Annotated in this window: 20 protein-coding genes; 9 read left to right on the forward strand and 11 right to left on the reverse strand. The window is 44.5% G+C overall.

Annotated elements, in window-relative coordinates:
* Positions 1–14: 14 nt before the first annotated feature.
* From B5D55_RS03360 to B5D55_RS03370, 3 genes are all read right to left on the reverse strand, one after another.
* Complete coding sequence (locus tag B5D55_RS03360; protein WP_078932588.1) at positions 15–1,544, reverse strand: alkaline phosphatase; 1,530 nt, start codon at positions 1,542–1,544, stop codon at positions 15–17.
* A 188-nt stretch (positions 1,545–1,732) separates the two neighbouring features.
* Positions 1,733–2,266: a flavodoxin domain-containing protein gene (locus B5D55_RS03365; protein WP_159446144.1), complete on the reverse strand. Its 534-nt coding sequence runs from the start codon at positions 2,264–2,266 to the stop codon at positions 1,733–1,735.
* Between the two features lie 185 nt (positions 2,267–2,451).
* Complete coding sequence (locus B5D55_RS03370; RefSeq protein WP_268811091.1) at positions 2,452–3,333, reverse strand: acyltransferase family protein; 882 nt, start codon at positions 3,331–3,333, stop codon at positions 2,452–2,454.
* A gap of 2 nt (positions 3,334–3,335) precedes the next feature.
* Between B5D55_RS03370 and B5D55_RS03375 the strand changes: the two genes are divergently transcribed.
* The 5 genes from B5D55_RS03375 to B5D55_RS03395 all read left to right on the forward strand — a co-directional run bounded on the left by B5D55_RS03375 (position 3,336) and on the right by B5D55_RS03395 (position 6,284).
* Positions 3,336–3,761, forward strand: coding sequence for a hypothetical protein (locus tag B5D55_RS03375; RefSeq protein WP_078932591.1), 426 nt, complete (start codon positions 3,336–3,338; stop codon positions 3,759–3,761).
* Between the two features lie 71 nt (positions 3,762–3,832).
* Positions 3,833–4,312: a GNAT family N-acetyltransferase gene (locus tag B5D55_RS03380; RefSeq protein ID WP_078932592.1), complete on the forward strand. Its 480-nt coding sequence runs from the start codon at positions 3,833–3,835 to the stop codon at positions 4,310–4,312.
* Between the two features lie 210 nt (positions 4,313–4,522).
* The gene (locus tag B5D55_RS03385; RefSeq protein WP_078932593.1) at positions 4,523–4,948 is read left to right on the forward strand and encodes an RrF2 family transcriptional regulator; all 426 of its coding nucleotides are present in this window, start codon (positions 4,523–4,525) and stop codon (positions 4,946–4,948) included.
* A gap of 176 nt (positions 4,949–5,124) precedes the next feature.
* The gene (locus tag B5D55_RS12040) at positions 5,125–5,493 is read left to right on the forward strand and encodes a Fur family transcriptional regulator (RefSeq protein WP_407701168.1); all 369 of its coding nucleotides are present in this window, start codon (positions 5,125–5,127) and stop codon (positions 5,491–5,493) included.
* Between the two features lie 227 nt (positions 5,494–5,720).
* Positions 5,721–6,284 (forward strand): 6-carboxytetrahydropterin synthase, encoded by a 564-nt coding sequence (locus B5D55_RS03395; RefSeq protein WP_078932595.1) that lies wholly within the window; start codon positions 5,721–5,723, stop codon positions 6,282–6,284.
* A 174-nt stretch (positions 6,285–6,458) separates the two neighbouring features.
* Here the strand turns inward: B5D55_RS03395 and B5D55_RS03400 are convergent, their stop codons facing one another.
* Positions 6,459–7,748 (reverse strand): O-acetylhomoserine aminocarboxypropyltransferase/cysteine synthase family protein, encoded by a 1,290-nt coding sequence (locus B5D55_RS03400; RefSeq protein ID WP_078932596.1) that lies wholly within the window; start codon positions 7,746–7,748, stop codon positions 6,459–6,461.
* A gap of 416 nt (positions 7,749–8,164) precedes the next feature.
* On the opposite strand from B5D55_RS03400, the gene dapA reads away from it, so the two are divergent.
* The 4 genes from dapA (at position 8,165) to B5D55_RS03420 (ending at position 12,248) form a co-directional block, all read left to right on the forward strand.
* Entirely contained in the window at positions 8,165–9,070 is a 906-nt protein-coding gene (dapA, locus tag B5D55_RS03405; protein WP_078932597.1) for a 4-hydroxy-tetrahydrodipicolinate synthase, read from the forward strand.
* Positions 9,071–9,109: 39 nt separating this feature from the next.
* Complete coding sequence (asd, locus tag B5D55_RS03410) at positions 9,110–10,210, forward strand: aspartate-semialdehyde dehydrogenase (protein WP_078932598.1); 1,101 nt, start codon at positions 9,110–9,112, stop codon at positions 10,208–10,210.
* A 70-nt stretch (positions 10,211–10,280) separates the two neighbouring features.
* Positions 10,281–10,880, forward strand: a complete 600-nt coding sequence (locus B5D55_RS03415; RefSeq protein ID WP_078932599.1) for an IMPACT family protein — start codon at positions 10,281–10,283, stop codon at positions 10,878–10,880.
* 60 nt (positions 10,881–10,940) lie between these two features.
* Positions 10,941–12,248 (forward strand): cyclic nucleotide-binding domain-containing protein, encoded by a 1,308-nt coding sequence (locus tag B5D55_RS03420; protein ID WP_078932600.1) that lies wholly within the window; start codon positions 10,941–10,943, stop codon positions 12,246–12,248.
* A 134-nt stretch (positions 12,249–12,382) separates the two neighbouring features.
* On the opposite strand, the gene ilvD is transcribed toward B5D55_RS03420, so the two are convergent.
* The 7 genes from ilvD to B5D55_RS03455 form a co-directional block, all read right to left on the reverse strand.
* Positions 12,383–14,068 (reverse strand): dihydroxy-acid dehydratase, encoded by a 1,686-nt coding sequence (gene ilvD, locus B5D55_RS03425; protein WP_078932601.1) that lies wholly within the window; start codon positions 14,066–14,068, stop codon positions 12,383–12,385.
* Positions 14,069–14,172: 104 nt separating this feature from the next.
* On the reverse strand, positions 14,173–15,894 hold the full coding sequence (locus B5D55_RS03430) for a leucine-rich repeat protein (protein WP_078932602.1): 1,722 nt from the start codon (positions 15,892–15,894) through the stop codon (positions 14,173–14,175).
* Positions 15,895–15,955: 61 nt separating this feature from the next.
* The gene (locus tag B5D55_RS03435) at positions 15,956–16,711 is read right to left on the reverse strand and encodes a pseudouridine synthase (RefSeq protein WP_078932603.1); all 756 of its coding nucleotides are present in this window, start codon (positions 16,709–16,711) and stop codon (positions 15,956–15,958) included.
* Between the two features lie 18 nt (positions 16,712–16,729).
* Entirely contained in the window at positions 16,730–18,328 is a 1,599-nt protein-coding gene (gene cimA / locus B5D55_RS03440; protein WP_078932604.1) for a citramalate synthase, read from the reverse strand.
* A gap of 388 nt (positions 18,329–18,716) precedes the next feature.
* Entirely contained in the window at positions 18,717–19,931 is a 1,215-nt protein-coding gene (locus B5D55_RS03445; protein WP_234975368.1) for a sugar ABC transporter substrate-binding protein, read from the reverse strand.
* A gap of 94 nt (positions 19,932–20,025) precedes the next feature.
* Entirely contained in the window at positions 20,026–22,122 is a 2,097-nt protein-coding gene (locus B5D55_RS03450) for a methyl-accepting chemotaxis protein (protein WP_078932606.1), read from the reverse strand.
* A 119-nt stretch (positions 22,123–22,241) separates the two neighbouring features.
* Entirely contained in the window at positions 22,242–23,621 is a 1,380-nt protein-coding gene (locus tag B5D55_RS03455; protein WP_078932607.1) for an MATE family efflux transporter, read from the reverse strand.
* Positions 23,622–23,689 lie beyond the last annotated feature (68 nt).

The raw sequence follows: 23,689 nt of genomic DNA on the forward strand, positions 1-23,689 counted from the left end.
TTTTACCCTGCTTTTTAGTCCTGCTTTACGCTTGTAAGGGCTGCAAGTTTTTTGTAAATATCTGTATTGTCGTAGTAGCCTTCAAACTCATACTGACCTGCACCAAGAGCAAAAACTGGAACAGGAAGACCTGTATGTGAATATGAAGTAAATCCAATTCCGCTCTTATTGTTAAGAACATGAGTTATAGTTACAGTGAGCGGCTCATAAGTTCCATACAGTTCGTATTCCATCTGACCGCTTGTCTTTGTGCCAGACATAGTTTTGTTGTAAGCATCACGGATTCTTCCGTATTCGTATTCTGTAAGGACAAGTCCGCCGTTTTTGTCTTTTCCTGCGCTTCCTGGAACTTTAAGGCCGAAAAGTTCTGTAACGTCTTTCATTACATCGTCGAATGAAGTTTTGTTCTTTTTGTATGAAGCAACATAGTCGCTGTCAAACTTTGCGTAAGAAATTTTCTGTGCTTTAAGAGTGTTGAAGAAAAGATTGTAGTCTGTTCCTGCAAAACCGATTGTAAGACCGCCTGTTTCGTGGTCAGCAGTTACAAGGATTAAAGTTTCTTTCGGGTGCTTGTTGTAGAAATCAACTGCTTCTTTTACAGCTTCTGAAAGAGCAAGAGTATCTGCAATAGTTGAACGTGCATCGTTTGCATGGCATGCCCAGTCGATTTTTCCGCCTTCAACCATCATGAAAAATCCGTTTTTGTTATCAAGAACTTCAATTCCTTTTTTAACATAGTCGCGAAGGCTCCACTCACCATCAGCACGGTCGTTTTCATAGTTCATTGCATCTGCATCAGCAAGAGTCTCTGAAACTACAATCGCCTTGTCGCCGTTTTTAAGTGAAGAAGCTTCTTTCTGAGTAAAGCAGACTTTGTAACCGGCTTTCTGTGCAAGGCTGTAGATTGATTCCTTGTCGCCTTTTTTATCTTCCGGCTCCATAAGCGCGCCGCCAGCAAAATAGTCAAAGTTACTTGCAACAAGTTCAAGTCCAATCGGATAATTGCTCTTGCGGCTTGCCTGATGTGCATAAGTTGCAGCCGGTGTTGCATGGTTCAAGTTGACTGTAGAAAGAACACCGATTTTCCACTTTTTCTGGTCGCGAAGCTGTTCTGCAATTGTGCGGTACTTTATTTTTTTTGAAATGTCAACATTGATAGATGATGAATGTGTTTTCTTTCCTGTAAAAATTGAAGTTGCGGTAGAAGCAGAATCTGGTGCAAATGAAGTTGCATCATAAGTCTGTGCGCTTCCTGCAACAGGGAATTTCATAAAACTCAAAAGTCCGCCGACAGGAGAATCAGACGGATTTGACGAGTTTTTTACTTCATCTACAATTCCTGCTGCATCTTTTCCGATAAAGTATGCTGAACTCTGAATCTGCGGATAGCTCATTCCGTCGCCAATAAACACAAATACGTATTTTGGCGTTCCCTTTCCAGTCGGAGTTCCCGCAATTTCCTGTGCGAACGCGCCCGCTGCCACAAGCGATGCAAGCGCAATTCCCGCTGCCTTTTTACAGATACCTTTTACTGTTCTGTTCATATAGCCTCCATAAAAGTGAATGCAAATAAATGCAACCTTGTTTTTTATGGAAGAATGTTAGAAGAATTATGTTAGATTTCTTCGATAGAAATGTTAAAAAAAAGTAAGAAAACGTAAAAAAATGGCAGACGACATTCCGCCTGCCGTATTTGTCTTTGAAAATTAGAGTGAACAGGGAAAATACAGGATTATCCATTCAACGCCGCGCAAACTGCAGCCAGTCTGGAAAAATCAATAAAATCGACTTTTGCGCCGTATGTTTCAATCATTGCCTTTACTTCAGCAGTGCGCTTTTCCTCCGGGATTTTCAGTGCGTTTTTATAAAGCAACTTCATCATCAGGCGGTGAAGGAAATGCAGACGGGAATAATCTATTCCTCCGCGAAGATGAAAAATCTCCGCCTTTTCGTGCCATTCCGCCGGAAGCAAGGCAAAAACTCCTTTTCGGATATTCGCTGTATTAGTGCTGTCATCCGGGTCTGAAAGTCCCACCGTACAGACAATCAGTTTTTGCCAGCGTACATTTTTTAATTTTGAAACCGTTTCCTTAAGTCCTTTTGCTCCGCCGGCATACAGACTGCCGATGAACACAACCGCATCACATTCCGCCGGAATGACCGCCGTCTTAAAAGACTCTGCGCGTATACCCGTGCGGACAGAAAGTTCCGCCGCATATTTTTCAGCACTGCCGTAGCAAGACCCGTATACTATAATAGACTCCATACAATAACTCCTGTAAAAATACTCACATAAAAATGGTATCATTCACCAGATAATTATTCTATAGGAAAAACAGTAAACTTCCGAGAACAGCTTTTGCACCGGGAGAACGTTCGGGAAAATCCCGAGAACAGCTTTTACACTGGGAGAACATTCGGAAAAATTCCGAACGTAGCATCCAGCCCATCTTATCCTCTTCCACCGGTTAAAAGTGCAAACAGTTTTGGAAAGATTTTTTTAAGTGCAATGCCAAGAGCAAGACCGATTGCAATAGTTAAAACCGTAACGCCAAAATACTCAGCAAGACAGAAAAACGGATTTTTCATCGGAAGAAATTTCAGCCAAACTCTTTTCAGAAGTCCGTTCAAAACAGGCATGTGAATTGCGTACAGCCAGAAAGAAAAGGCAGAAAGATACGACAAAATACCATAGGCTTTTTTAGACTTTTCAATCACTGCAGAAAGTTTTAAAAACAATATGCAAGAACTCAAAACTGCACACCAGTACATTGCAGTTTTTCCGCTTCCATCACTGAAAGTCCATGCAGAAAAAAAGGAAACTAAAAACAGAACGACTGCTTCTCCCCAGCTGATTTTGTCAATTTTCTCAAACAACGGAAAATCAAATTTTCCCCAATACAAACCAGCCGTATAGAAAAAAAGTGCCTGAGTCTGCACAAAATAAACATTCACCGGGGCAATGAACAAAATACTCACAAGTGCAAAAAATCCCCGGGGAAACTTTTTCATAAAAAATTGAATGACGGGAGAAATAATCGTAAGAATAACAAGGTCGCGGATAAACCAGAACTGATAGACAAAATCAGGAAGTTCCCCGGCACCTTCCTTTGCACTATACCCAAAAATCCCATGCACCCAGTCAAGCCAAGTCCAGTTCAAAGCAGTGCTGTCTGGATTTTGTATAAACTGTGGAGCTATTTTTAATACAATAAGTTTTACTCCTACAAAATAAAATCCGTAAATCAACACCCACAAAAAATACGGAACCACAAGGGACTTTGACTTCTTTTTAATCAGGAATTGCCGCCACCGACATTTTATGCAGCTCAAAGATGAATGAAAAATTAAAGAAGAACAAAATTCTTTCTGTAATTTTTCTGATTATCGCTCTTGTGACACCGTCTTGGTGTGGCGTAATCGTTTTTTATGCAATCGGTTCGTTCTTTTTGCTTCTTTCCGTGAGCGCACTTTTTGAAAACTCAAAATTTTTTAAAAGCCGGATTCTGGCTTTTCTCGGAAAAGAAAGTTTTGCAATCATCATCGTCCACGCGCTCGTACTTTTTTCAGTCAACGCAAATCTGTTTTTGTACCTGAACAGTCTCAGAATAAATCAAAGTGTAAATATTTTTGTAAACTTTTTTGTGTTTGCCACCGCTTCAGTCGTGCTTTCAAAACTTTTCAGCCTGACACTTACGCCGCTTACAAACAGACTTTGCGCCTTTGTGTGGAACGGACTTGAAAAAGTCACTCCGATGTAATACTGTTTCACCTGTTTTTAATTTACGTTTCAAAACAGTTTCGAGGAAGGGAAAGAAGGGAAAAAACACAAATGAGCACAGTATCATTCAGATTTGCAGAAGAAAAGGACACGGCAAAAATCCTGTTTTTTATAAAGGAACTCGCATTATATGAAAAAATGCTTGATGAAGTCGTCGCCACGGAAGAACTTTTAAAAGAATGGATCTTCAAGAAGAAAAAAGCGGAAGTGCTGTTCGCAGTTTCTGACGGCAAGGAAGTCGGTTTTGCGCTGTTCTTCCATAACTTTTCTACGTTTTTAGGACGTGCCGGAATTTATCTGGAAGATTTATTCGTCCTCAAAGAACACCGTGGCAAGGGCTACGGAAAAGCAATTTTAAAGGAACTTGCACGAATTGCCGTAGAGCGCGGCTACGGACGCCTTGAATGGTGCTGCCTTGACTGGAACAAGCCGAGCGTGGACTTTTACCTTTCGCTCGGCGCACAACCGCTGAATGACTGGACTGTCTTTAGAACCGCAGGTGAAACTCTCAAAAACCTTGCGGAAAAGTAGCGCACTTTTTCTACAAAGCAGAAATCTCCGCATTTACAACGTCAAACTTTTTGTTCAGCGTGTCTTTCAGGAAATCAACATAAGCGTCAAAATCTTCGCGGATAATTCCCGACGGATCTGCGTGTTCGCCCCATTTTCTTACATCAGCACAGTAAATGAAAATATAGGTAACCTATTTACTTAATAGGTTATTTTCAGTATATTATAGTTATGCTGAAAATTTCAACAAGGGGACAATACGCCCTGCTTATTATGACAGATTTAGCCGAGCAGAATCCCGAAAAGTACGTTCCGCTCAAACTTCTCTCGCACCGCCACAATCTTTCGGCAAAATATCTTGAGCAGATTTTAATTCAACTCGGAAAAACAGGGCTGGTAACCGGGCTTCGCGGAAATAATGGCGGTTACCGGTTGACAAAAAAGCCAGAGGAATACACCATAGGCGAAATTCTGCGCGCAATGGAAGGCGACCTTTCGCCGAAAGGCATTACGGAAGGAAACGCCGTAAGCAACGTGGGAAACGATGTATTCTGGAGCGACTTTGAAAAAGTCATAAATACGTTCGTAGACTCAATCACGCTGGAACAGCTCGCCGAAAAAAACCGCGAATTCAACGGCTACGACTACTGCATCTAGCACGGTCAAATTCTTCTTTATTTTCTTGACATCCGCAAATTACGGGCCATACTCTTATTAGGACTAAATCTTAATAAGAAGTCAGTCAGAAAAAATCTGCGGATTCTTTATAGGAGCCGTACATCGACACGCGAAGTACAATTCAAGAATCAATTGTTTTTGATGCAGTACAAAAACTGCATAACCACGCCACTGCGGACGAAATTTTTACTGAAGTCACAAGACAAAATCCGCGCATCAGCAGGGGAACTGTATACCGCAATCTGAACAAGCTGACGCAAGCTGGCAAAATCAAAAAAGTTTCCGTTTCTGAAGGAGCTGACCGCTTCGACCATATGAAAATCGAACATTATCATATCAGGTGCGAAAACTGCAGAAAATTGTCCGACGTTGATATGGACTGGATCAACGGTCTTGACTGGAACATAAAAGACAAAAAAGGTTTTATGCTTACCGGTTATGACATTATTTTCAGGGGTCTCTGCCCGAACTGCAGAACGGATAATCAAGACACTATCCCCCTGTTGATTTTTAGGAGGGTGTAATAAAAACTTTGCCTGAAATAGCGACAAAGTTTTTATTTAAGGTTTAATACAAACCTTAAAAACGGAGAAGTCAAGGCTTTAAGCGACAGCGTGCCTTGACTCAACGTATTCACAAGTTCGCGTTGCGAACTTCCTTATCAACTGCCGCTTCTCATTTCATTGCGAAGCGGCATAAAAAGTCAATCGATTGTTGAAACAATCTTCTTGACTTTTTATAGGAGAAAAAAATGAGAAGCATTACCACATTGGACCTACAGTACGCACACCGTTTTTACGGTTTTAAGGGCGAAGCACAGTATCTGCACGGTCACACAGGAAAACTTACAATTGAAGTTGAAGATTCCATTGAATCGGGCGTAAATCTGGTGTTCCCGTGCAATGAAATTCAGAAGACAGCATGGGAAGTACTTAAAAATTTTGACCACGCCCTCATTCTTCGCGAAGACGATCCGCTACTTCCTGCAATCCTCAAAGTGTACGAGGAGCAGGGAATAAAAAACGGTGCGCCTACAAACAAAATGAAAGGTTCTGCGTTTAAGACTGACCTTGCAACAGCGTATCCTGACTGCCGCCTTGTAGTTACAAAAGAAACGATGACGGTAGAAGGTATGATTAAAATCGTTTATGACCTGCTCAAGGACAAGCTGAACATCGCAAAACTTACGTTCACCAGCGGAGTAAACGCCGCAACGCAGGAATATGAGCCGGCAAAAACAATCGACCGCTGTCCTCTCTGCGGAATTGCACTGAACGAAAACGGTGTCTGCCCTAAGTGCGGCTACAAGAAATAAAGCAAGCCGATTTCCGTAAAGCGCGCTGGAGCGCACGCATTGCAAAATGACAGCCCGTTCGCGCAAACAGTAAAAAAAGGGCTGTCCAAAAACTGTTCTTCCCCCAAAAAAAACAGTATAGATCAGCCCTTTTTATCTCTCCGTGTACAGGAGTTTTTCCCTCCGCGTGATGCTCTATTTTTCTACCGCAGCAAAACCTGCCTTCAAGTCATCAATAATATCATCAATATGCTCAGTTCCGATTGAAAGGCGTATCGTTCCCTGCGTAATTCCCTGATCTGCAAGCTCAGCGTCACTAAGCTGCGAATGAGTCGTTGTTGCAGGGTGAATTACAAGCGATTTTACGTCTGCTACGTTTGCAAGCAGGCTGAAAATCTTCAGATTGTCGATGAATTTCCAGGCAGCTTCTTTTCCGCCCTTGATTTCAAACGTAAAGATTGACGCACCGCCGTTCGGGAAATATTTTTCATACAACGCATGGTCAGGATGATTTGGAAGCGACGGATGGTTTACTTTTTCTACAAGCGGATGATTTTTAAGGAATTCAACGACTTTCTTTGTATTTTCAACGTGGCGGTCAAGGCGAAGGGAAAGCGTTTCCGTTCCCTGAAGCAGAAGGAATGCGTTGAATGGACTTAACGTTGCACCTTCGTCGCGAAGCAGGATTGCGCGTATATACGTTACGAATGCCGCAGGTCCTACTGCATCAGCAAAACTTATTCCGTGATAACTCGGATTTGGAGATGCAATCGGTGCATATTTTCCGGACTTCTTCCAGTCAAATTTGCCGGAATCTACTATTATACCGCCAAGCGTAGTGCCGTGTCCGCCGATAAATTTTGTTGCCGAATGTACTACGATGTCTGCGCCGTGTTCAATCGGGCGGATAAGGTACGGAGTTCCGAAAGTGTTGTCGATGACAAGAGGAAGTCCGTGTTTATGCGCAATTTCTGCAACTGCATCAATGTCCGGAATATCGCTGTTCGGATTTCCGAGTGTTTCCAGATACACAGCCTTTGTATTTTCGCGGATTGCGCCTTCTACCTCAGAAAGATTGTGCGCATCAACAAAAGTCGTTTCTACGCCGAACTGCTTTAATGTATGTGCAAGAAGATTGTAGCTTCCGCCGTAAATTGTCTTCTGCGCAACAATATGGTCGCCTGCCTGAGCCAGTGCTTCAATAGTATACGTAATCGCAGCTGCACCAGAGGCAACAGCAAGAGCTGCAACACCGCCTTCAAGAGCTGCAATACGCTTTTCAAGAACATCCTGCGTAGAATTTGTAAGGCGTCCGTAGATGTTGCCTGCATCGGCAAGACCAAACCTGTCTGCCGCATGCTTTGAATTGTGGAACACATACGACGTAGTCTGATAAATCGGTACTGCACGTGAATCTGTAACCGGGTCTGCCTGTTCCTGCCCTACATGAAGCTGCAATGTTTCAAATTTATATTTATTAGCCATAATTTATACCTCTTAAAAAAATATTTTATAAAGGGCGACGCTTTACCTGTCTTCCCCTGCGGCAGGATTTCGTTTTCCTGCCTATAAAAAAACTCCCGTTCCGCTTATCTTCCGCAGCAACAGCACATCACTCCGTTCCTGAAATTCTCCCTGACAAGTTTTTCAAAAAAAACAGTCATTCTCATAAAATGCCTCCTGCGTATATTGTTATATTTATACCCATTTACCGAGTAGGTTTATATCAAAGTTATACATCTCTTTACCTACTTCGTCAATAGGTTTAAAAAAAATATAACACTCCGCCTGATAAAATGAACGCCAAAAATTCCGTACAGAATTGCAAATAGTCAGAAAAAAATATAGAATAGGCTTCAAATAGTAAAATTCTTTATTAAAAGTAAAGTCTTGGAGGTCCTATGATTAAGTTACGCGGTGCTTTTACAGCAATGATTACACCTATGAAAGGTGACGGTTCTGTTGATTACGAGGGCTTTAGAAAACATATAAAAAACCAGCTTGAAGGCGGGATAAACGGTCTTGTTCCGCTCTGCACGACAAGTGAAACGCCTACACTTGACGAAGACGAAGAAGAAAAGATGATTGAAATAATTATGAATGAAGTCCGCAGCTGGGAAAAGGCAAAGGGCGTAAAAGTTCCTGTCATTATAGGAGCCGGAAGCAATAATACACGCGATGCAGTACGCTACACCGAACGCGCAAAAAAAGCCGGTGCAGATGCCGCACTCGTAGTAACGCCGTACTATAACAAGCCGTCAAAGGAAGGACTTTTCCGTCATTTTGAAGCTGTATCAAAGGTCGGCATTCCGATTATCGTATACAACATTCAGGGACGCACAGGAACTAACATTCCGACAGACGTTCTTGCGCGCATAGCAGAACTTCCGAACATTGCAGGTGTAAAGGAAGCAAGCGGAAACATCAACCAGATGATGGAAGTCATCGCGCAGATAAAGTCAAAGCACCCTGATTTTGTGGTTCTTTCCGGCGATGACGGTCTGACACTTCCTCTTATGGCAGCCGGCGGTGACGGAGTCATCTCCGTTGTATCAAACCTTACGCCGTCGCTCATCACCCAGATGGTCGATTACAGCCTGAAAGGTGACTTTGACTCTGCGAGAAAGGTACATTACCGTCTGCTTCCGTTCTTCAAGGCGGCTTTTGTAGACGGAAACCCAACGTCAATCAAATATGCAATGAACTTCAAGGGACTTCCGGCTGGAGCAGTCCGCCTTCCGCTTGTTGAAGTTACTGAGTCTGCAAAGAAAACAATCGAGGCTGCGCTCAAAGAGTGCAACCTGTAATTTTCATTTATTTATATAATTTTATAGAAGGAAACGATTATGTCAGAAAAAATTAAAGTCGGCGTGCTCGGCGCAACCGGAATGGTAGGTCAGCGGTATATAAAATTACTGGAAAATCACCCGTGGTTTGAGGTGTCTTACGTTGCAGCCTCTCCTCGTTCGGCAGGAAAAAAATACAAGGATGCCGTAGCAAACAGATGGCTTATCGGTGCAGAAATTCCAGAAGGTGTTGCAGACCTTACAGTTCAGGATGCAAACGATGAAAAGGCTGCTCTTGGAAAATGCCGCTTTGTATTCAGCGCGCTTGAAATGGGAAAAGATGAAATAAAGGCACTTGAAGCAGCGTATGCAGCAGAGGGAATTCCAGTCGTTTCAAACGCAAGCGCAAACCGCTGGACTGAGGATGTTCCTATGCTCATTCCTGAAATAAACTATTCTCATCTTGATGTTATTGCAGACCAGAAAAAACATCACGGCTGGGACAAGGGCTTTATCGCCGTAAAACCAAACTGTTCTCTCCAGACTTATATGATGCCGATTTTTGCGCTTCAGAAAGCTGGCTATCCGATTAAGCGGATGATTGTAACTACTTTGCAGGCAACAAGCGGTGCCGGATATCCTGGCGTTCCGTCGTTCGATATGATTGACAACATCGTGCCGTACATCGGCGGTGAAGAAGAAAAGACAGAAAAAGAATGCCTTAAAATTCTTGGAACTGTAAAAGACGGAAAAATAGAAAACGCACCTGGTCCGCTCGTAAGTTCAACTTGTACCCGCGTTCCTGTAATTGACGGACACACCGCAACCGTTTCTCTTGAATTCGATTTGCCGGACGATAAAAAACCGTCGCTTGCAGAAATTGAGCGCGTATGGACGTCATTTACATCAGTACCGCAGGAACTGAAGCTTCCTTCTGCACCGGAACACCCGATTGTAGTGCGCCACGAGGAAAACCGTCCTCAGCCGCGCCGCGACCGCGATACCGAAAAAGGAATGGCTTGCGTAATCGGAAGGCTTCGCGAATGTCCTGTATTTGACGTAAAATTCGTGGCGCTCAGCCATAACACCAAGCGCGGCGCTGCACTCGGCGGAATACTGAACGCAGAGCTGCTCAAGGCAAAAGGCTTTTTTGAAAACTAGCTGAAAAATACATAACAGGCGAGGATATGCTCCTGCAAAGGGCGTACTCCCCGCTGTTTTTTTATGCGCTATGAATATCCTTGAAAAGTACGTTTCATCAGAAATCACAATAAAAAATTCCCGTTTCCTAAGCGAACTTTTTCCCTGCGATGAACAGAGCAAAGCACGCGCAATAATCAGGGAGCAGAAGGCAAAATACGCCGATGCAAAACACGTCGTACACGCATTCATCATAGGACTCGGCGCAGAAATTATGGGAATGAGTGACGACGGAGAACCGTCAGGAACTGCAGGACGACCTGTTCTGGATGTCGCAAAAGGCAGAAACTGCACAAATCTTGTCCTCACAGTAACGCGATGGTTCGGAGGAATTCTTTTAGGAACAGGAGGACTTGTAAAGGCATACGGAGATTCTGCAAAACTCGTCCTTGACACGGCAGCAGAGCAGCACGCCGTCACCGAATATATAGAAAAACGCCGGTTCAGCCTGTCCGCCGGTTACTCAGACTATCAGATTGTAAAGCACATTTTTTTCCAGTTCACCATAAGCGGACTTCAGGAAGAGTTCAGCACTGAAATACACGTCAGCGCCTGCATCCCGAAAGCAGAATACGAAATACTTGAAAAACGCATACAGGATTCCACAAACGGCAGAGTCCGCCTTATATAATTTAACTGACACAATCATTTTTTAGTGATATAGTAAATATCATATTATTAAAGGTTTATTATGAAAAAAATTCTTACAGCATCAACAAACAAAATAATTGTCGACACCGTAACAACGACATGCAAACTCTACAGTTCATATTTCTGCACAGACGTTTTCAATAATACAGAACAAATCATACAATACATTGACTATGAGCTGCCGGAAATAAAAGTCCTTGACTTTACCTCGGAGGAGATCGACTGCCGGCGCATTCTTACCGTCATAAATAACGATGCCTGGCTTCACTACGGCGGAGTAATTGCCGTGTGCAAAAACCGCGAGCAGGTTGAAGAACTTGAAGAACTGAAAGACAATAATATGCTTGCCATTCAGACGACAGATAATTTTGTCCTGCACTTTTCGAGAATCCTGCGAATTCTGTGGCAGAACCAGCAGTTTCTGTTTAACCGTGGAATGCAGGACATCATCGGCGGACAGGAAGGCGGAACGTTCGTATGCGGCAATGACCCGATGGACATCCGTTTCTACGCAAATTTTCTTGTAAGCTACCTGTATAACACAAACCGCATTTCACCGGATGACCGCTACAAGCTTCAGATGACTTTCAATGAACTTCTGACAAATGCAGTTGAACACGGAAATCTTGGAATTACATATCAGGATAAAACAGACTGGATGATGCAGGGCGGCGATATGCTTTCGCTCATTGCAGAAAGAGCAAAAAAACCGGAATATGCAGACAGAAAAATACGGATTACCTACACCATCGGCGCAGATACGTCCATTTTTACGATAAAGGATGACGGCGACGGCTTTGACTGGCAGAAAATTACGCAGAACAGGGCGGAAGATGATGAATGTCACGGGCGGGGAATATCGCTCAGCCGGGAAATGGTAAAAACCCTTACATACAACGACAAGGGAAACGAAGTAACATTTACAATTCAGAATATGAAGAACACGGCAAACACAATTCCGGGAATTATGAATAATTTTGCCACCATAGAATACACAGACAAGCAGCTTGTCTGCAGGGAAGGCGAAATGTCGAACGACCTGTTCTTCATTCTTTCCGGACGTTTTGCCGTCTACTCGAACAATAAGCTGACAACAGTCCTTACTCCGAACGACCTGTTTATTGGGGAAATGGCTTTTCTTCTGAATGACAGAAGAACGGCAACCGTTCTTGCAGTAGGAAAATGCCGCCTTATCAAAATTCCAAAGGCTGACTTTTTAGGGCTTATCAGAAAAAATCCGCATTACGGAATATTTTTAAGCAAAATGCTTGCAAAAAGACTTGTAAAACAGACAAAGAATACGCTGGAATTAAAAAAGCAGATAAAAATACAAACTCAGGCAGACTAATTAACCCCTCTGCACGAATAAAAATTATGAAATCCGTAAAACAAAAAGGCTGCCGTTTTATGCACACTGTACAAAACACAGAACGCATAGACGGCAGCCTTTTTTTCCGCAGCAATTAAAAAGCCGCTTCTCTTCTACTGCAATATCGCACCTTTATCGGCAGAACTTACCAATTTTGCGTATCGCGCAAGATAGCCGGTCTTTACCTTAGGCTCAGGGGCTTTCCATTCTGCGCGGCGTTTTGCAAGTTCTTCGTCGCTTACTTTAAGAGTGATTTTGTAGCTGTTTATGTCAAGCTCAATCAAATCGCCTTCCTTTACAAGGGCAATCGGTCCTCCTACGGCAGCTTCCGGCGAACAGTGTCCTAATGACGCGCCACGTGTCGCTCCGGAAAAACGTCCGTCAGTAATAAGCGCAACATGCTTATCAAGTCCCTGTCCTGCAAGTGCGGCAGTTACGGCAAGCATTTCGCGCATTCCAGGTCCGCCTTTTGGACCTTCGTAGCGGATTACAACAACGTCGCCTGCCTTTATCTGCGATTTCTGCACAGCTTCCATTGCCTCGCTTTCGTCATTAAAAACGCGCGCAGGACCAGTATGCTTCATAAGTTCAGGCGCACAGGCAGACCGCTTTACGACAGTTCCGTCAGGCGCAAGATTTCCGAACAGAATTGCAATTCCGCCGTTATCAGAATACGGATTTTCAATCGGGCGCAGGATTTCAGGATTGCGGTTTACAACACCCTTAATGTTTTCCGCGATTGTTTTTCCAGTCGCAGTAATCAGGCTTGTATTTATAAGATTTTTCTTTGCAAGCTCTGCAAGAACAGCCTGAACGCCGCCGGCATCGTCAAGTTCGCACATAAAAGTATGACCGGCAGGTGCAAGGTGGCACAAATTCGGCGTCCTGTTAGAAATTTCGTTCACCTCGTGCAGGTCTATTGAAATTCCGGCTTCATGTGCAATAGCAGGAACGTGAAGCATTGTGTTGGAAGAACAGCCGAGCGCCATATCAGCAGCAAGAGCATTGCGGAAATTTTCCGCCGTCATCATCTGGCGCGCGGTAATTCCCTTGTTGTACAGTTCCATAACCTGCATACCAGCGTGCTTTGCAAGCGCAATGCGGCGTCCTGTAGTAGCAGGAATAGTACCGTTACCCGGAAGACCAAGTCCGAGAACCTCTGTAAGACAGTTCATTGAATTTGCAGTGAACATACCGGAACACGCACCGCAGCCAGGGCAGGCAGAATGTTCCATTTCCTTAAGCTGAACTTCGTTTATTTTTCCAACGGCAAGTCCGCCTACTGCCTCAAACATATCTGTCAAAGAAAGATTTTTTCCTGAATATGGATTAGTCGCATCGTTTCCCGGAAGATGACCAGGCATCATAGGTCCGCCGGAACAGAAAACAGTCGGCAAATCAAGGCGTGCTGCTGCCATCAGCATACCAGGAACGATTTTATCGCAGTTAGGAATCATAACAAGCGCATCGAACTGGTGCGCCTTTGCCATACACTCAACACTATCTGCAATAAGTTCGCGCGTAACAAGGCTGTACTTCATTCCCTCGTGACCCATTGCAATACCGTCGCACACGCCGATTGCAGGAAATTCAACAGGAGTTCCGCCGGCCATTCGTATTCCGGCTTTTACAGCTTCCGCAATGCGGTCAAGTTCAATATGTCCCGGTATAATTTCATTTTTAGCACAGCAGACGCCTACAAGCGGCTTTTCCAATTCTTCATCTGTATAGCCCATTGCATAGAACAGCGAACGGTGAGGAGCGCGTGCTGTTCCCTTTTTTGCATTATCACTTTTCATTACAAAAAACCTCTGTTTCTATATAAATACCGACATTTTATAATTCCACATTCCGATAGTCAAGGAGCAGACACAGGACAGTTTCCGGCGCTGAAACACACAGACTACGAAAGAATGTCCTGTACAAGTAGCTTGAGCGTTCCGGAAGAAGGATTACGCGCGTTTTCTCCCTGCTTCAGAAGTTCGTCCTTTTCAAGGCGTATTCCTACGCAGGATGCGAATTCCACAGTCCTGTCCGAAAGGGTGGAAAGCGTAGAAGCAGCACAGGCAACAACGCAGTCTTTATTTTTTATGTATGCTTCAAATTCTGCACGGAATACCGTATTTTCAATATCTACGTTATAGAAATAGAAAATGCTCGTATACTTGTGGATTTCTGCAAGACGGTTGCAGCAGTTTACAAGGCGCGGCGAAAAATCCTTTCCGATACTCGTATCTGCAAGATTTTCCGCAAACACGTACAATATTTTCTCTTCGCCGGAATCATGGGAAACAACCTGCTGCTTTACCTTTTCTGACTCGAACACAAGATTGTTCATAGCCGTTTTTTCGTCCGAAATTCGGGCAACGCCCTGCTGAGTCTGAACAGGAGTTTCCGAAGGTTCGTCTTCTGACAGAACGGAAATCTCCATATCAGAATCAACACCTGTATTTTCCTTTATAATATCAGCAACCTGTTCCTGCATAGACGGAGCTGACTGCTGACATTCATAACATTCAGCCGGTTCGTTTTCTGCACTTACGGCATCAACTGCTGTAGTTTCACACAAAGGAGAAGCGGACTCGTTCTCCGGTTCAAGAACTTCCCCTTCGCCTGTACATTCATCCGCAGACGGCTCTTCAGCCGGTTCATCTTCTGCCTGCACATTCTGCGTTTCTCCGCCTGAAGCATTAAGACAGCAGGCTTCAATTTCCTCTTCCGAGGCAGCAGGAATATCCATAATTGAAAATTCACCGTCGTCAAACTGATTTCCCTGCCCCATAATCTCTGCAAGCCTGGCATCAACATCAGAAGTTTCAGAACCGGCGGAATTTTCAGTTCCCTCCGCACCCTCTGCATCAGCCTCATCGTCATCTTCAAACGTAATTATAGACGGATTATCAGAACTGTCAGACTCGTTCACGAACGGAACTTCATTCTGAATTTTTGCAGGCACTTCAAAAACAAGAGTTTCCGTGCCGTCATCATTTTTTCTGAAAAGCTGTATTCCTTCTTCATCTGTGCGGAAAAGGGCGCTCTCCTCAGAAATACGGATACGGCTCAAAACAGGGCAGTCTGCTATTGCATCAGCGGCAATTTCCTTAAGGGATGCCGGAAGAACAAGCGTTGCAAGGGAAGAACATCCTGCAATCGCACCGGAACAGATTTTTTCCACAGAATCAGGAATGACAAGGGAACGAATCGAAGTACAGCAGTCAAAAACTCCTTCAGGAAGCGTTTTTATCCCGACCCTAAACGGAATTTCCTCAAGCGACGTACATTCTGCAAAAAGACCTTCTGAAAAATCGTCAATTTCATACGGCATTTCAATCTTTTTTAATGACTTACAGCCGCAGAACATATACGGCGAAAGCGTCCTTAGATTTTTAGAAAGCTTAACCGACTCCAATTCAGTTGAATTGCAGAACAGATTTGCGCCTGCCGAAACAACAGAATCCGGCAGGGATATATTTTTTACAGAACAGCACGAAAACGCTTCTTCTTCAATCCGCTCCGCACCGTTCGGAACAATTCCTGTAAATTCATCAGATGCGCTGTCAATTCCAAGCACGCATTTCAAATCCGCAGAGTACAATAATCCATATTTTTTTACAATTTCTTCCATACAGTCTATTTTATTCCCAAAACCGTCTATTCGCAAGAAAGATTTTATATAAATATGATGATTAAAAATCTGAAAAAAGACGCAGTTCTTCCGAAGAAAAAGCGCGGCATTCTCCTTCAGGGAGGTCAGGCGGAAGGCTGAACGAACCGACTGAAACACGGCAAAGCTGTTCCACCGGATTTCCGCAGGCAGCAAACATACGGCGAACCTGATGAAATTTTCCCTCCGTTACAGTAAGGGTGCAGCAGCGTCTGCCGCTAAAAGAAAGGGATGCAGGCTTTGCGGTAAAACCGGGGGATTTTTTTTCAGGAGGAAGCGTAATTCCACCGGCAAAGCAGCGGATATATTCGTTCTGCGCCGCCTGCGGAATGTCATTAGAAAGCACGGCATTATACGTTTTTGAAATATGCGAGTCAGGGCTTGCAAGCGCATTAGAAAAACGCCCGTTCGTTGTAAGAATGATAAGTCCTGTGGTGTCAGCGTCAAGGCGGCCGGCTGTATGAAGATGCGCAAAAAGCAGATGCGCACGGATTTCAGACGGAAGAATATCGTAAATAAGCTTATGACGCCCCGGCTGCCGCGTACAGACGACGCCCTTAGGCTTATTCATATACAAATACAAATGGCTTGTTTTTGGAAGAGGAATTCCGTTCACTGTAATGTCATCGCGTTCCGAATCAGCATAGACGGCGCGCAAAAGAACACGAAAGCCGTTTACGCAGACATTATTGTTTTTCAGGAATGTCTGCGCGCTCCTCAGGGAACAACAGCCGCCGCGAACCAGAATATGGTCAACAGGTTCAGAAAATACGTTCACCTTGAAAAAACGCCGCCTTTAGTTACGAAGCAAATGCTTCTCTATGTCCTTAATCAGCTTATATTCAAAGGAATCGCAAAGCGCAAGCCAGGACGCTTCCATAATATCGCTTGAAACGCCAACTGTCGTCCAGGTACGGTTTCCGTCAGTACTCTCAATAAGAACGCGAACGCAGCTGTCCGTTCCGGACGTTCCCTCAAGAACGCGAACTTTATAGTCAATCAGCTTAATCTGTGAAACAGCCGGATAGAAGCGGCAGAGCGCCTTTCTGAGTGCAATGTCAAGCGCGTTTACAGGACCGTCGCCCTCACCTGCCGTTACTTCAATCTGTCCGTCAACTTCAAGCTTTATCTGGGCGCAGGCACACACGCCTTCTTCAGGACGCGGATTTACGCCGTTTGTCTGATAATAATGCAGCTTAAAGAACGGCTGGTATCGTCCTATCATCTTGCGTGCAAGAAGCTCGAAACTGCCGTCCGCACCCTCAAACTGATAGCCTTCAAATTCAAGCTGCTTTATTTTTGCCATAATCTCTGCAACTACAGGACTTGTTTTTTCTATAGACGGATCGATTTTCTGAAGTTTTTCGATAACAGTAGCGCGACCGGCAACCTCGCTCATAAGGAATACGCGCGCATTGCCAACTGCTTCAGGCGAAACGTGCTCATAGGCAGACGGATTTTTAAGCACTGCATCAATATGCATTCCTGCCTTATGACTGAACGCGCACGAACCGACATATGGAAGCTGAGGATTTAAGGCGATGTTTGCAATTTCTGCAATGCGTTTTGCAATCGGCGTAAGTTCCGCCATTTTTTCTTCTGCAATGCACGGATAGCCCATTTTAAGCTGTAAATCCGGGATAATGCAGCTCAAATTGGCATTTCCAGTCCGTTCGCCAAAGCCAAGGAATACTCCCTGAACATGGCGCGCACCGGCTTCAACTGCAACAAGAGAATTTGCAACGGCAAGTCCGGAATCATTGTGAGTATGAATTCCGACAGTCGCGCGTCCGGCAAACTGTTTTGATACTGCGCTTACAATTTTTTCGCAGTCCTTTATCATACAGCCGCCTTTTGTTTCGCACAGGGAAAGGACTTTTGCTCCGCCCTCAACGGCAGCCTCAAGAGTTTTCATCGCGTATTCGCTGTCGTTAAGATATCCTGTAAAGAAATGCTCTGCATCGTAGATAACGTTCCGTCCGTTTGCGCACAAATAAGCGCACGTATCGCGAATCATTGCAAGATTTTCAGAAAGCGTTGTCTTTATAATATCCGTAACCTGAAAAGTCCAGGATTTTCCGAAAATAACAACCCATTCGGTGCCTGCGGCAAGAAGGCTCTGAAGATTTGCGTCCTCCGGGCATTTTATGTCCTTGCGGCGCGTAGAACCGAATGCACAAAGTTTTGAATGTTTCAGCGGAACTTTTTTCATCTCCTGAAAAAATTCCATATCCTTAGGATTGCTTCCAGGATTTCCGGCTTCAATATAAGTTACACCGATATCATCAAGCGCCTGACAAATATGAATTTTATCCTGAACTGAAAAACTGATACCCTCGCCCTGAGCGCCGTCACGCAGTGTAGAATCCAAGATTTCAACATTCATATCCGTCATAATAATCTCCCATAAAAAGTCAAGAAGATTGTTTCAACAATCGATTGACTTTTTATGCCGCTTCGCAATGAAATGAGAAGCGGCAGTTGATAAGGAAGTTCGCAACGCGAACTTGTGAATACGTCGAGTCAAGGCACGCTGTCGCTTAAAGCCTTGACTTCTCCGTTTTTAAGGTTTGTATTAAACCTTAAATAAAAACTTTGACGCTATTTCAGGCAAAGTTTTTATTACACCTCCTGATAAAAAGCCTGCAAGAAAATTCAGCAGATAAAGCTGCATCTTTCTGCGACTTTTAGCGTGGTGTATATTTTTACGAATACTACTGTTTTTCAGTATATTTTTCAATATAAAGCAGACTTATCTGCCGCGCGAATGGCTTGCAGCAAAACTATCTGCTTATCTGCATATCAGCCCTGCCCAGTTCCTGCTCGACTGATGCACCGTCCCAGATGCGTGCAGAAGCGCTGTTCATCACAGTCCAGTATTGTCCCATTTCAGGAACAGACGGCATAGGGAACGCGTACTCAAGCTGCTTGAGGAATCCTGCAATATACTGACTGTTTACGTTCGTATTTATTGAAGGCATTGCGCCTGTCAGCCTGAAACGAAGCTGCTGCATTTCCGGACTGATAAGGAATTTTGCAAAATCCGCCGCCTCTTTCGGGTATTCAGAAAAGGCGCTTACAAAAACGGCGCGCGTTCCGCTGAATGAAGCGGCAGGAACAGACTCGCCCGGAAGCGAAGGAAGCGCCGCAACTCCGAACTGTACGCCCGCTTCAGAAAAATTCTTTATGTTCCACGGACCTGTTATGTGGAGCGCCGCATTTCCAGACTGAAAAGCAGCATCCGCCGTCGCAGTACTCATCTCTGATGACGGAAGCGAAACGGCAGAATGAAGCGACTGAAAGAATTTCATACCGCGGACTGCATCGGGCGTATTAAGGTTTGAACGGGAAGTTTCCGTTCCGAACTGTCCGAACAGGCGGTTACCGTTTGCTGTAGTAAAAATGAACGTATAGTACGCATTTGCAACGTCCATTACAAACCCCTGCTTTCCAGGATGATGCGCATTAAAGTTTTTTACGAATGCGGCAAGTTCTTCCCAGGAAGAAGGCACTTCGTTTTCAGAAATAAGAGCTTTGTTGTAGAAAAGCGCATACGTTTCTGCGCTTACAGGATATCCGTAAAGAGTTCCGTTATACGTGAGCGCGCGCGAGCATGAACCTAGAACCTGCTTCTTGATTTCTTCAGGATCTTCAGACGGAAGAATAAAGCCGCCGCCAACAAGAACGCCAAGATTATCGTGCGCACCGGTAAACAAATCAGGTCCTACACCTTTCGGCGCATCTTCCTGAAACTGCGCAACAGCTACATTCGGCTCAACGTTCACAAAATCAACTTCAATATCAGGGTGCATTTCAGTATATTTTTCCGCAGCCTGTTTTATGAACACATCAGGTCCGTCAAGCGATTCCCAGACAGTAAGCGCAATCTGCTTCTTGCTGAACCGTCTTGGAACGGAACTTTCGTTTCTGCGGCAGCCGTAAAAAAGAACCAGCGCAGCCCCTAAAACCACTACAGCATATTTTCTAATTTTCATCATATCCCCCAAAACACAATCCGCAAACACTGTTTGCATCGCAAACAGCAAGCGCAACTGAAACCAGTAACGGTACAAGATAAACCAGTGTTGCGCCCTAGACCTTAAACTGGTCTACCTGACAGCCGATATCCTCGATGGAATCTCCCATCTGCGAAGAAATCTCTGACAAAAGCGAACTCGTTTCATTGATTTTCCGCGCGCCGATTTTCATTTCTTCCATACCGTCCTTCATACTGAGCGTTGCATTCTGAAGGCTCTGTACTTCCTGAAGAATAGCCTGGCTTCCGGCAGACATCTCTATAAATGCGTTCTTTACTTCCGCAGTGCTGTCGTTCATATCGTGAAGCGCAACGTTAATCTGCGCAGAACCTTCTTTCTGCTCGCGCATTACCGTTGCAACTTCCTTTACAAGAGCATCCGTCGATTTTATCCTGTCAGAAACAGCCGTAAACGCAAGTTTTGACTCGGCAGACGAAACAACGATTCCTTTGATTGTATCCTGAATTTTCTGAAGCTGGTCACCTATAGTCTTTGACTGGCTTGTAGACGTTTCAGAAAGCTTGCGGATTTCATCTGCAACAACACTAAATCCCTTTCCGGCATCTCCAGCGTGCGCCGCCTCAATTGCAGCGTTCATAGCCAGAAGGTTCGTCTGCTCTGCAATATTCGCAATCGCAAGGTTTGCATCCTGAAGCATCTGCGATTCCTGCTCAATCATATCAATACGTGCGCTGACGTCATCCTGCTTGTTTACTCCGTCAACCGCGCGGTCTTCAAGTTCCCTGAATGCTTCTGCCATTTTTTCCATAGAACTGTTAACCGATGCAATGTTACCTATCATTTCTTCGACTGCGGCAGAAGCATCCGTAACGCCACGCGCCTGAACTTCAACCATCTGCTTTATTGAGCCGATATTGGAAATAATCTCGTTCACCGCGCTTGCCGTCTGGTCAACGCTCAGAGACTGCGCAGAAATGCTGTTTCCAACGCTGTCGATATTGGCAAGAATTTGCGTAATTGAAGAAACTGTATCGTGGGTGCTGTCCTTAAGGTTCTGACCGGCATTCACAAGAGTATCTTTTGACTGCTTCATAACACGCATAATGTCCTGAAGTTTTGCAGAGAACGTATTGAATCCGTCGACAACACCGCCGATTTCATCATTTGAATGAAAGTCAATCCGTTTTGTTAAGTCAGCCTTTCCTGATGCAATTTCCGTAATCTTTTCGCTTACTGATTTGAGCGGAGCAAGGCTTCGGGCAAGAAGAATACCGCTTGCAATTCCAACGGCAATAAATACAAGGGCGAACACAATCATTCTGAGAAGCATCTGCTGAATGACCGCCATTGCCTGATTTTTATTCTGAATGACGCCAAGATACCAGACGCCGTTATTTATCGGCGTATACGAAAGATACCAGTCACTGCCGGACTGACGGTACACGGCAAGACCGGACTTTCCCTGAATCATACGTTTTTCAACGCGCACAAGTTCTTCCATAGAACCGCCGGTACGAGCCTCAGGATTACGCAAATCATTTTCAAGCTTCTTTTTGCCCGAATAGTCAACGCCCGACATTTTTTCGCCGGCGGCATTGATGATAAAACAGCCACCTTCATAGTCAAGGTCTACGGCAGACGTAATTGTATTCAAACTTGATGCAGACGTTACTGCGGCAAGAACTCCGGAAACAGTTTTCTTTTCGTCATAAATCGGGCAGCTTACAACCATTACAATTCCGTCGCTTACGGAATCATACAGAACATCAGAAACGACTGCCCTGCCGGAAACTGCATACTTAAAATACTTTTCGCCACCGGCATACAAAGAAACGCCTGTAGTCGTCCTGAACTGACCAGACGTATCACCCACTTGAAAGCGCGAAAAGCCCAGCCGCTCTGCCTCACGCTGAAGTACAGGCTTTTGAACCCTCCAGTCCATACTGCGAACATCATCGCGCTGCGCTACCGTTTCAATCTGACTGATAAGGCTTGCAATTTTCATATCGACAAGTTTTCCGGCATCCCTTCCGCTGCGCTCCATACTCTTTGTAACCTGCTGCTCCTGCGACGTCCTGTAAAAATACAGAACGACTGCCGTAAGAGTGGAACAGGTAAGGATGACAAGCAGCGAAATGCGCACGACTATTTTCAGCGCAAGGCTGCTGCTGCGATTAAAATGAAATTTCATAAATATCTCCTGAAAAACAGAAAAACACTCATTAAAAAAATAACATATACATTTTCATTTGTCCAAAAAAATTTATCTGTTATAGCGAAGATTTATGATTTTATTTCAAAGAGCCGTTATTACTTGTTCTGAACCGTAAGATTTACCAGCCAGCGTTCTTTTTTTAGCCAGAAATGTGCCGCAAGCAATTTTGGAATGTCGCTTAATTTTACGATTGCATACATTGCTACCGGACCAAGCCGCGTACAGAACGTAAGGACAAACATTCCGCCAAGGAAAAGGACGTTTCCTATTGTATCGCAGATAACGCCCATAATGGTGTCGCCGCCGGTACGGGAGATTGCGTACTGTCCGTTGAGATACGCCCAAAGAGGAAGATACGCCGCCGCAACAATAACAAGACCGCGCGCCGTATTCTGCGCCGAAACAGTAAGATTACTGAACACAAACGGTATCAAAAGCGTAAAAAGAAATCCCAGCAGCATAAAGAAAGCTCCGAACAGCGTTGCTCCTGTCAATATCCAGTTTTTGTATTTGCGGCTTTCTTCAATGTGTCCGGCGCCAAGTTCCTGCCCCACAATGACGGAAGCTGACGTTACGATTCCGCTGAAACAGATGAAAAACAGGTTTGCGATTGCAAAACCTGCCGCCATACCGGAAACGACTTCCGCACCGCCGCGCGTATTGTACAGCGCATTTGAAACAGTCTCCGAAACAGCCCAGAAAAGTTCCGAATACAAAATCATCGCGGACTTTCTGAAAAGCGTTCCGAACAGCGACAGTTTTATGTACAGAAGTTTAAGCGGATTGAACAGGAAGCCCGGTCGTTTTGCAAGACTGTATCCGATGAACAAAATAAGTTCGACTGAACGTGCAATAACCGTAGCGTATGCTGCTCCTGCAACTTCAAGACGCGGTGCACCGAAATGACCGTAAATCAGAATGAAATTAAAGAATGTATTTACGAGCGTTGCTATCACCGAAATGACAAGCGGAGCTTTTACAAGTTCAATTTCGCGCAAAGACGATGCAATGCTCTGCGACATACACATCAGAAGCCAGGAAACAGCCACCGCACGCGAATACAGAACACTCTGCGTAATGATTGCGTCTGCGTCCTTGTTTATCGTTACCATGACGTTAAAAAGTCCGCGAGGCGCAATAAAACAGACTGTCATATAGGCAATTCCGCACAGTCCTGTAAAAATAATCTTAAAGCGGAATGACTGCTGCATTCCTTCCCTGTCGCCTGCTCCCTTGAACTGACTCATAAAAATTCCGCCGGACATACAGATTGTATTCACCAGAATCATAAACACAAAGTTAATCTGCCCTGCTACATTTACGCCGGACATTTTTATGTCGCCAAGTCCTGCAACCATAAAGTTGTCGATCAAAGAAACAAAATTCTGAATTAAAAGCTGCGCCATCACCGGAATTGCAATGGAAAGCGCACGTTTATAAAATTGAGATGTACCGATATAAGTATGATTTTTCATATCCTCTCCAAATTCATCCCCCTAAGGGATTGAACCGTCTGCATAAATAAAAACCGCTACCCGGCGGA

The sequence above is a fragment of the Treponema porcinum genome (assembly GCF_900167145.1).
In the GTDB taxonomy this organism is placed as follows: Bacteria; Spirochaetota; Spirochaetia; order Treponematales; family Treponemataceae; genus Treponema_D; species Treponema_D porcinum.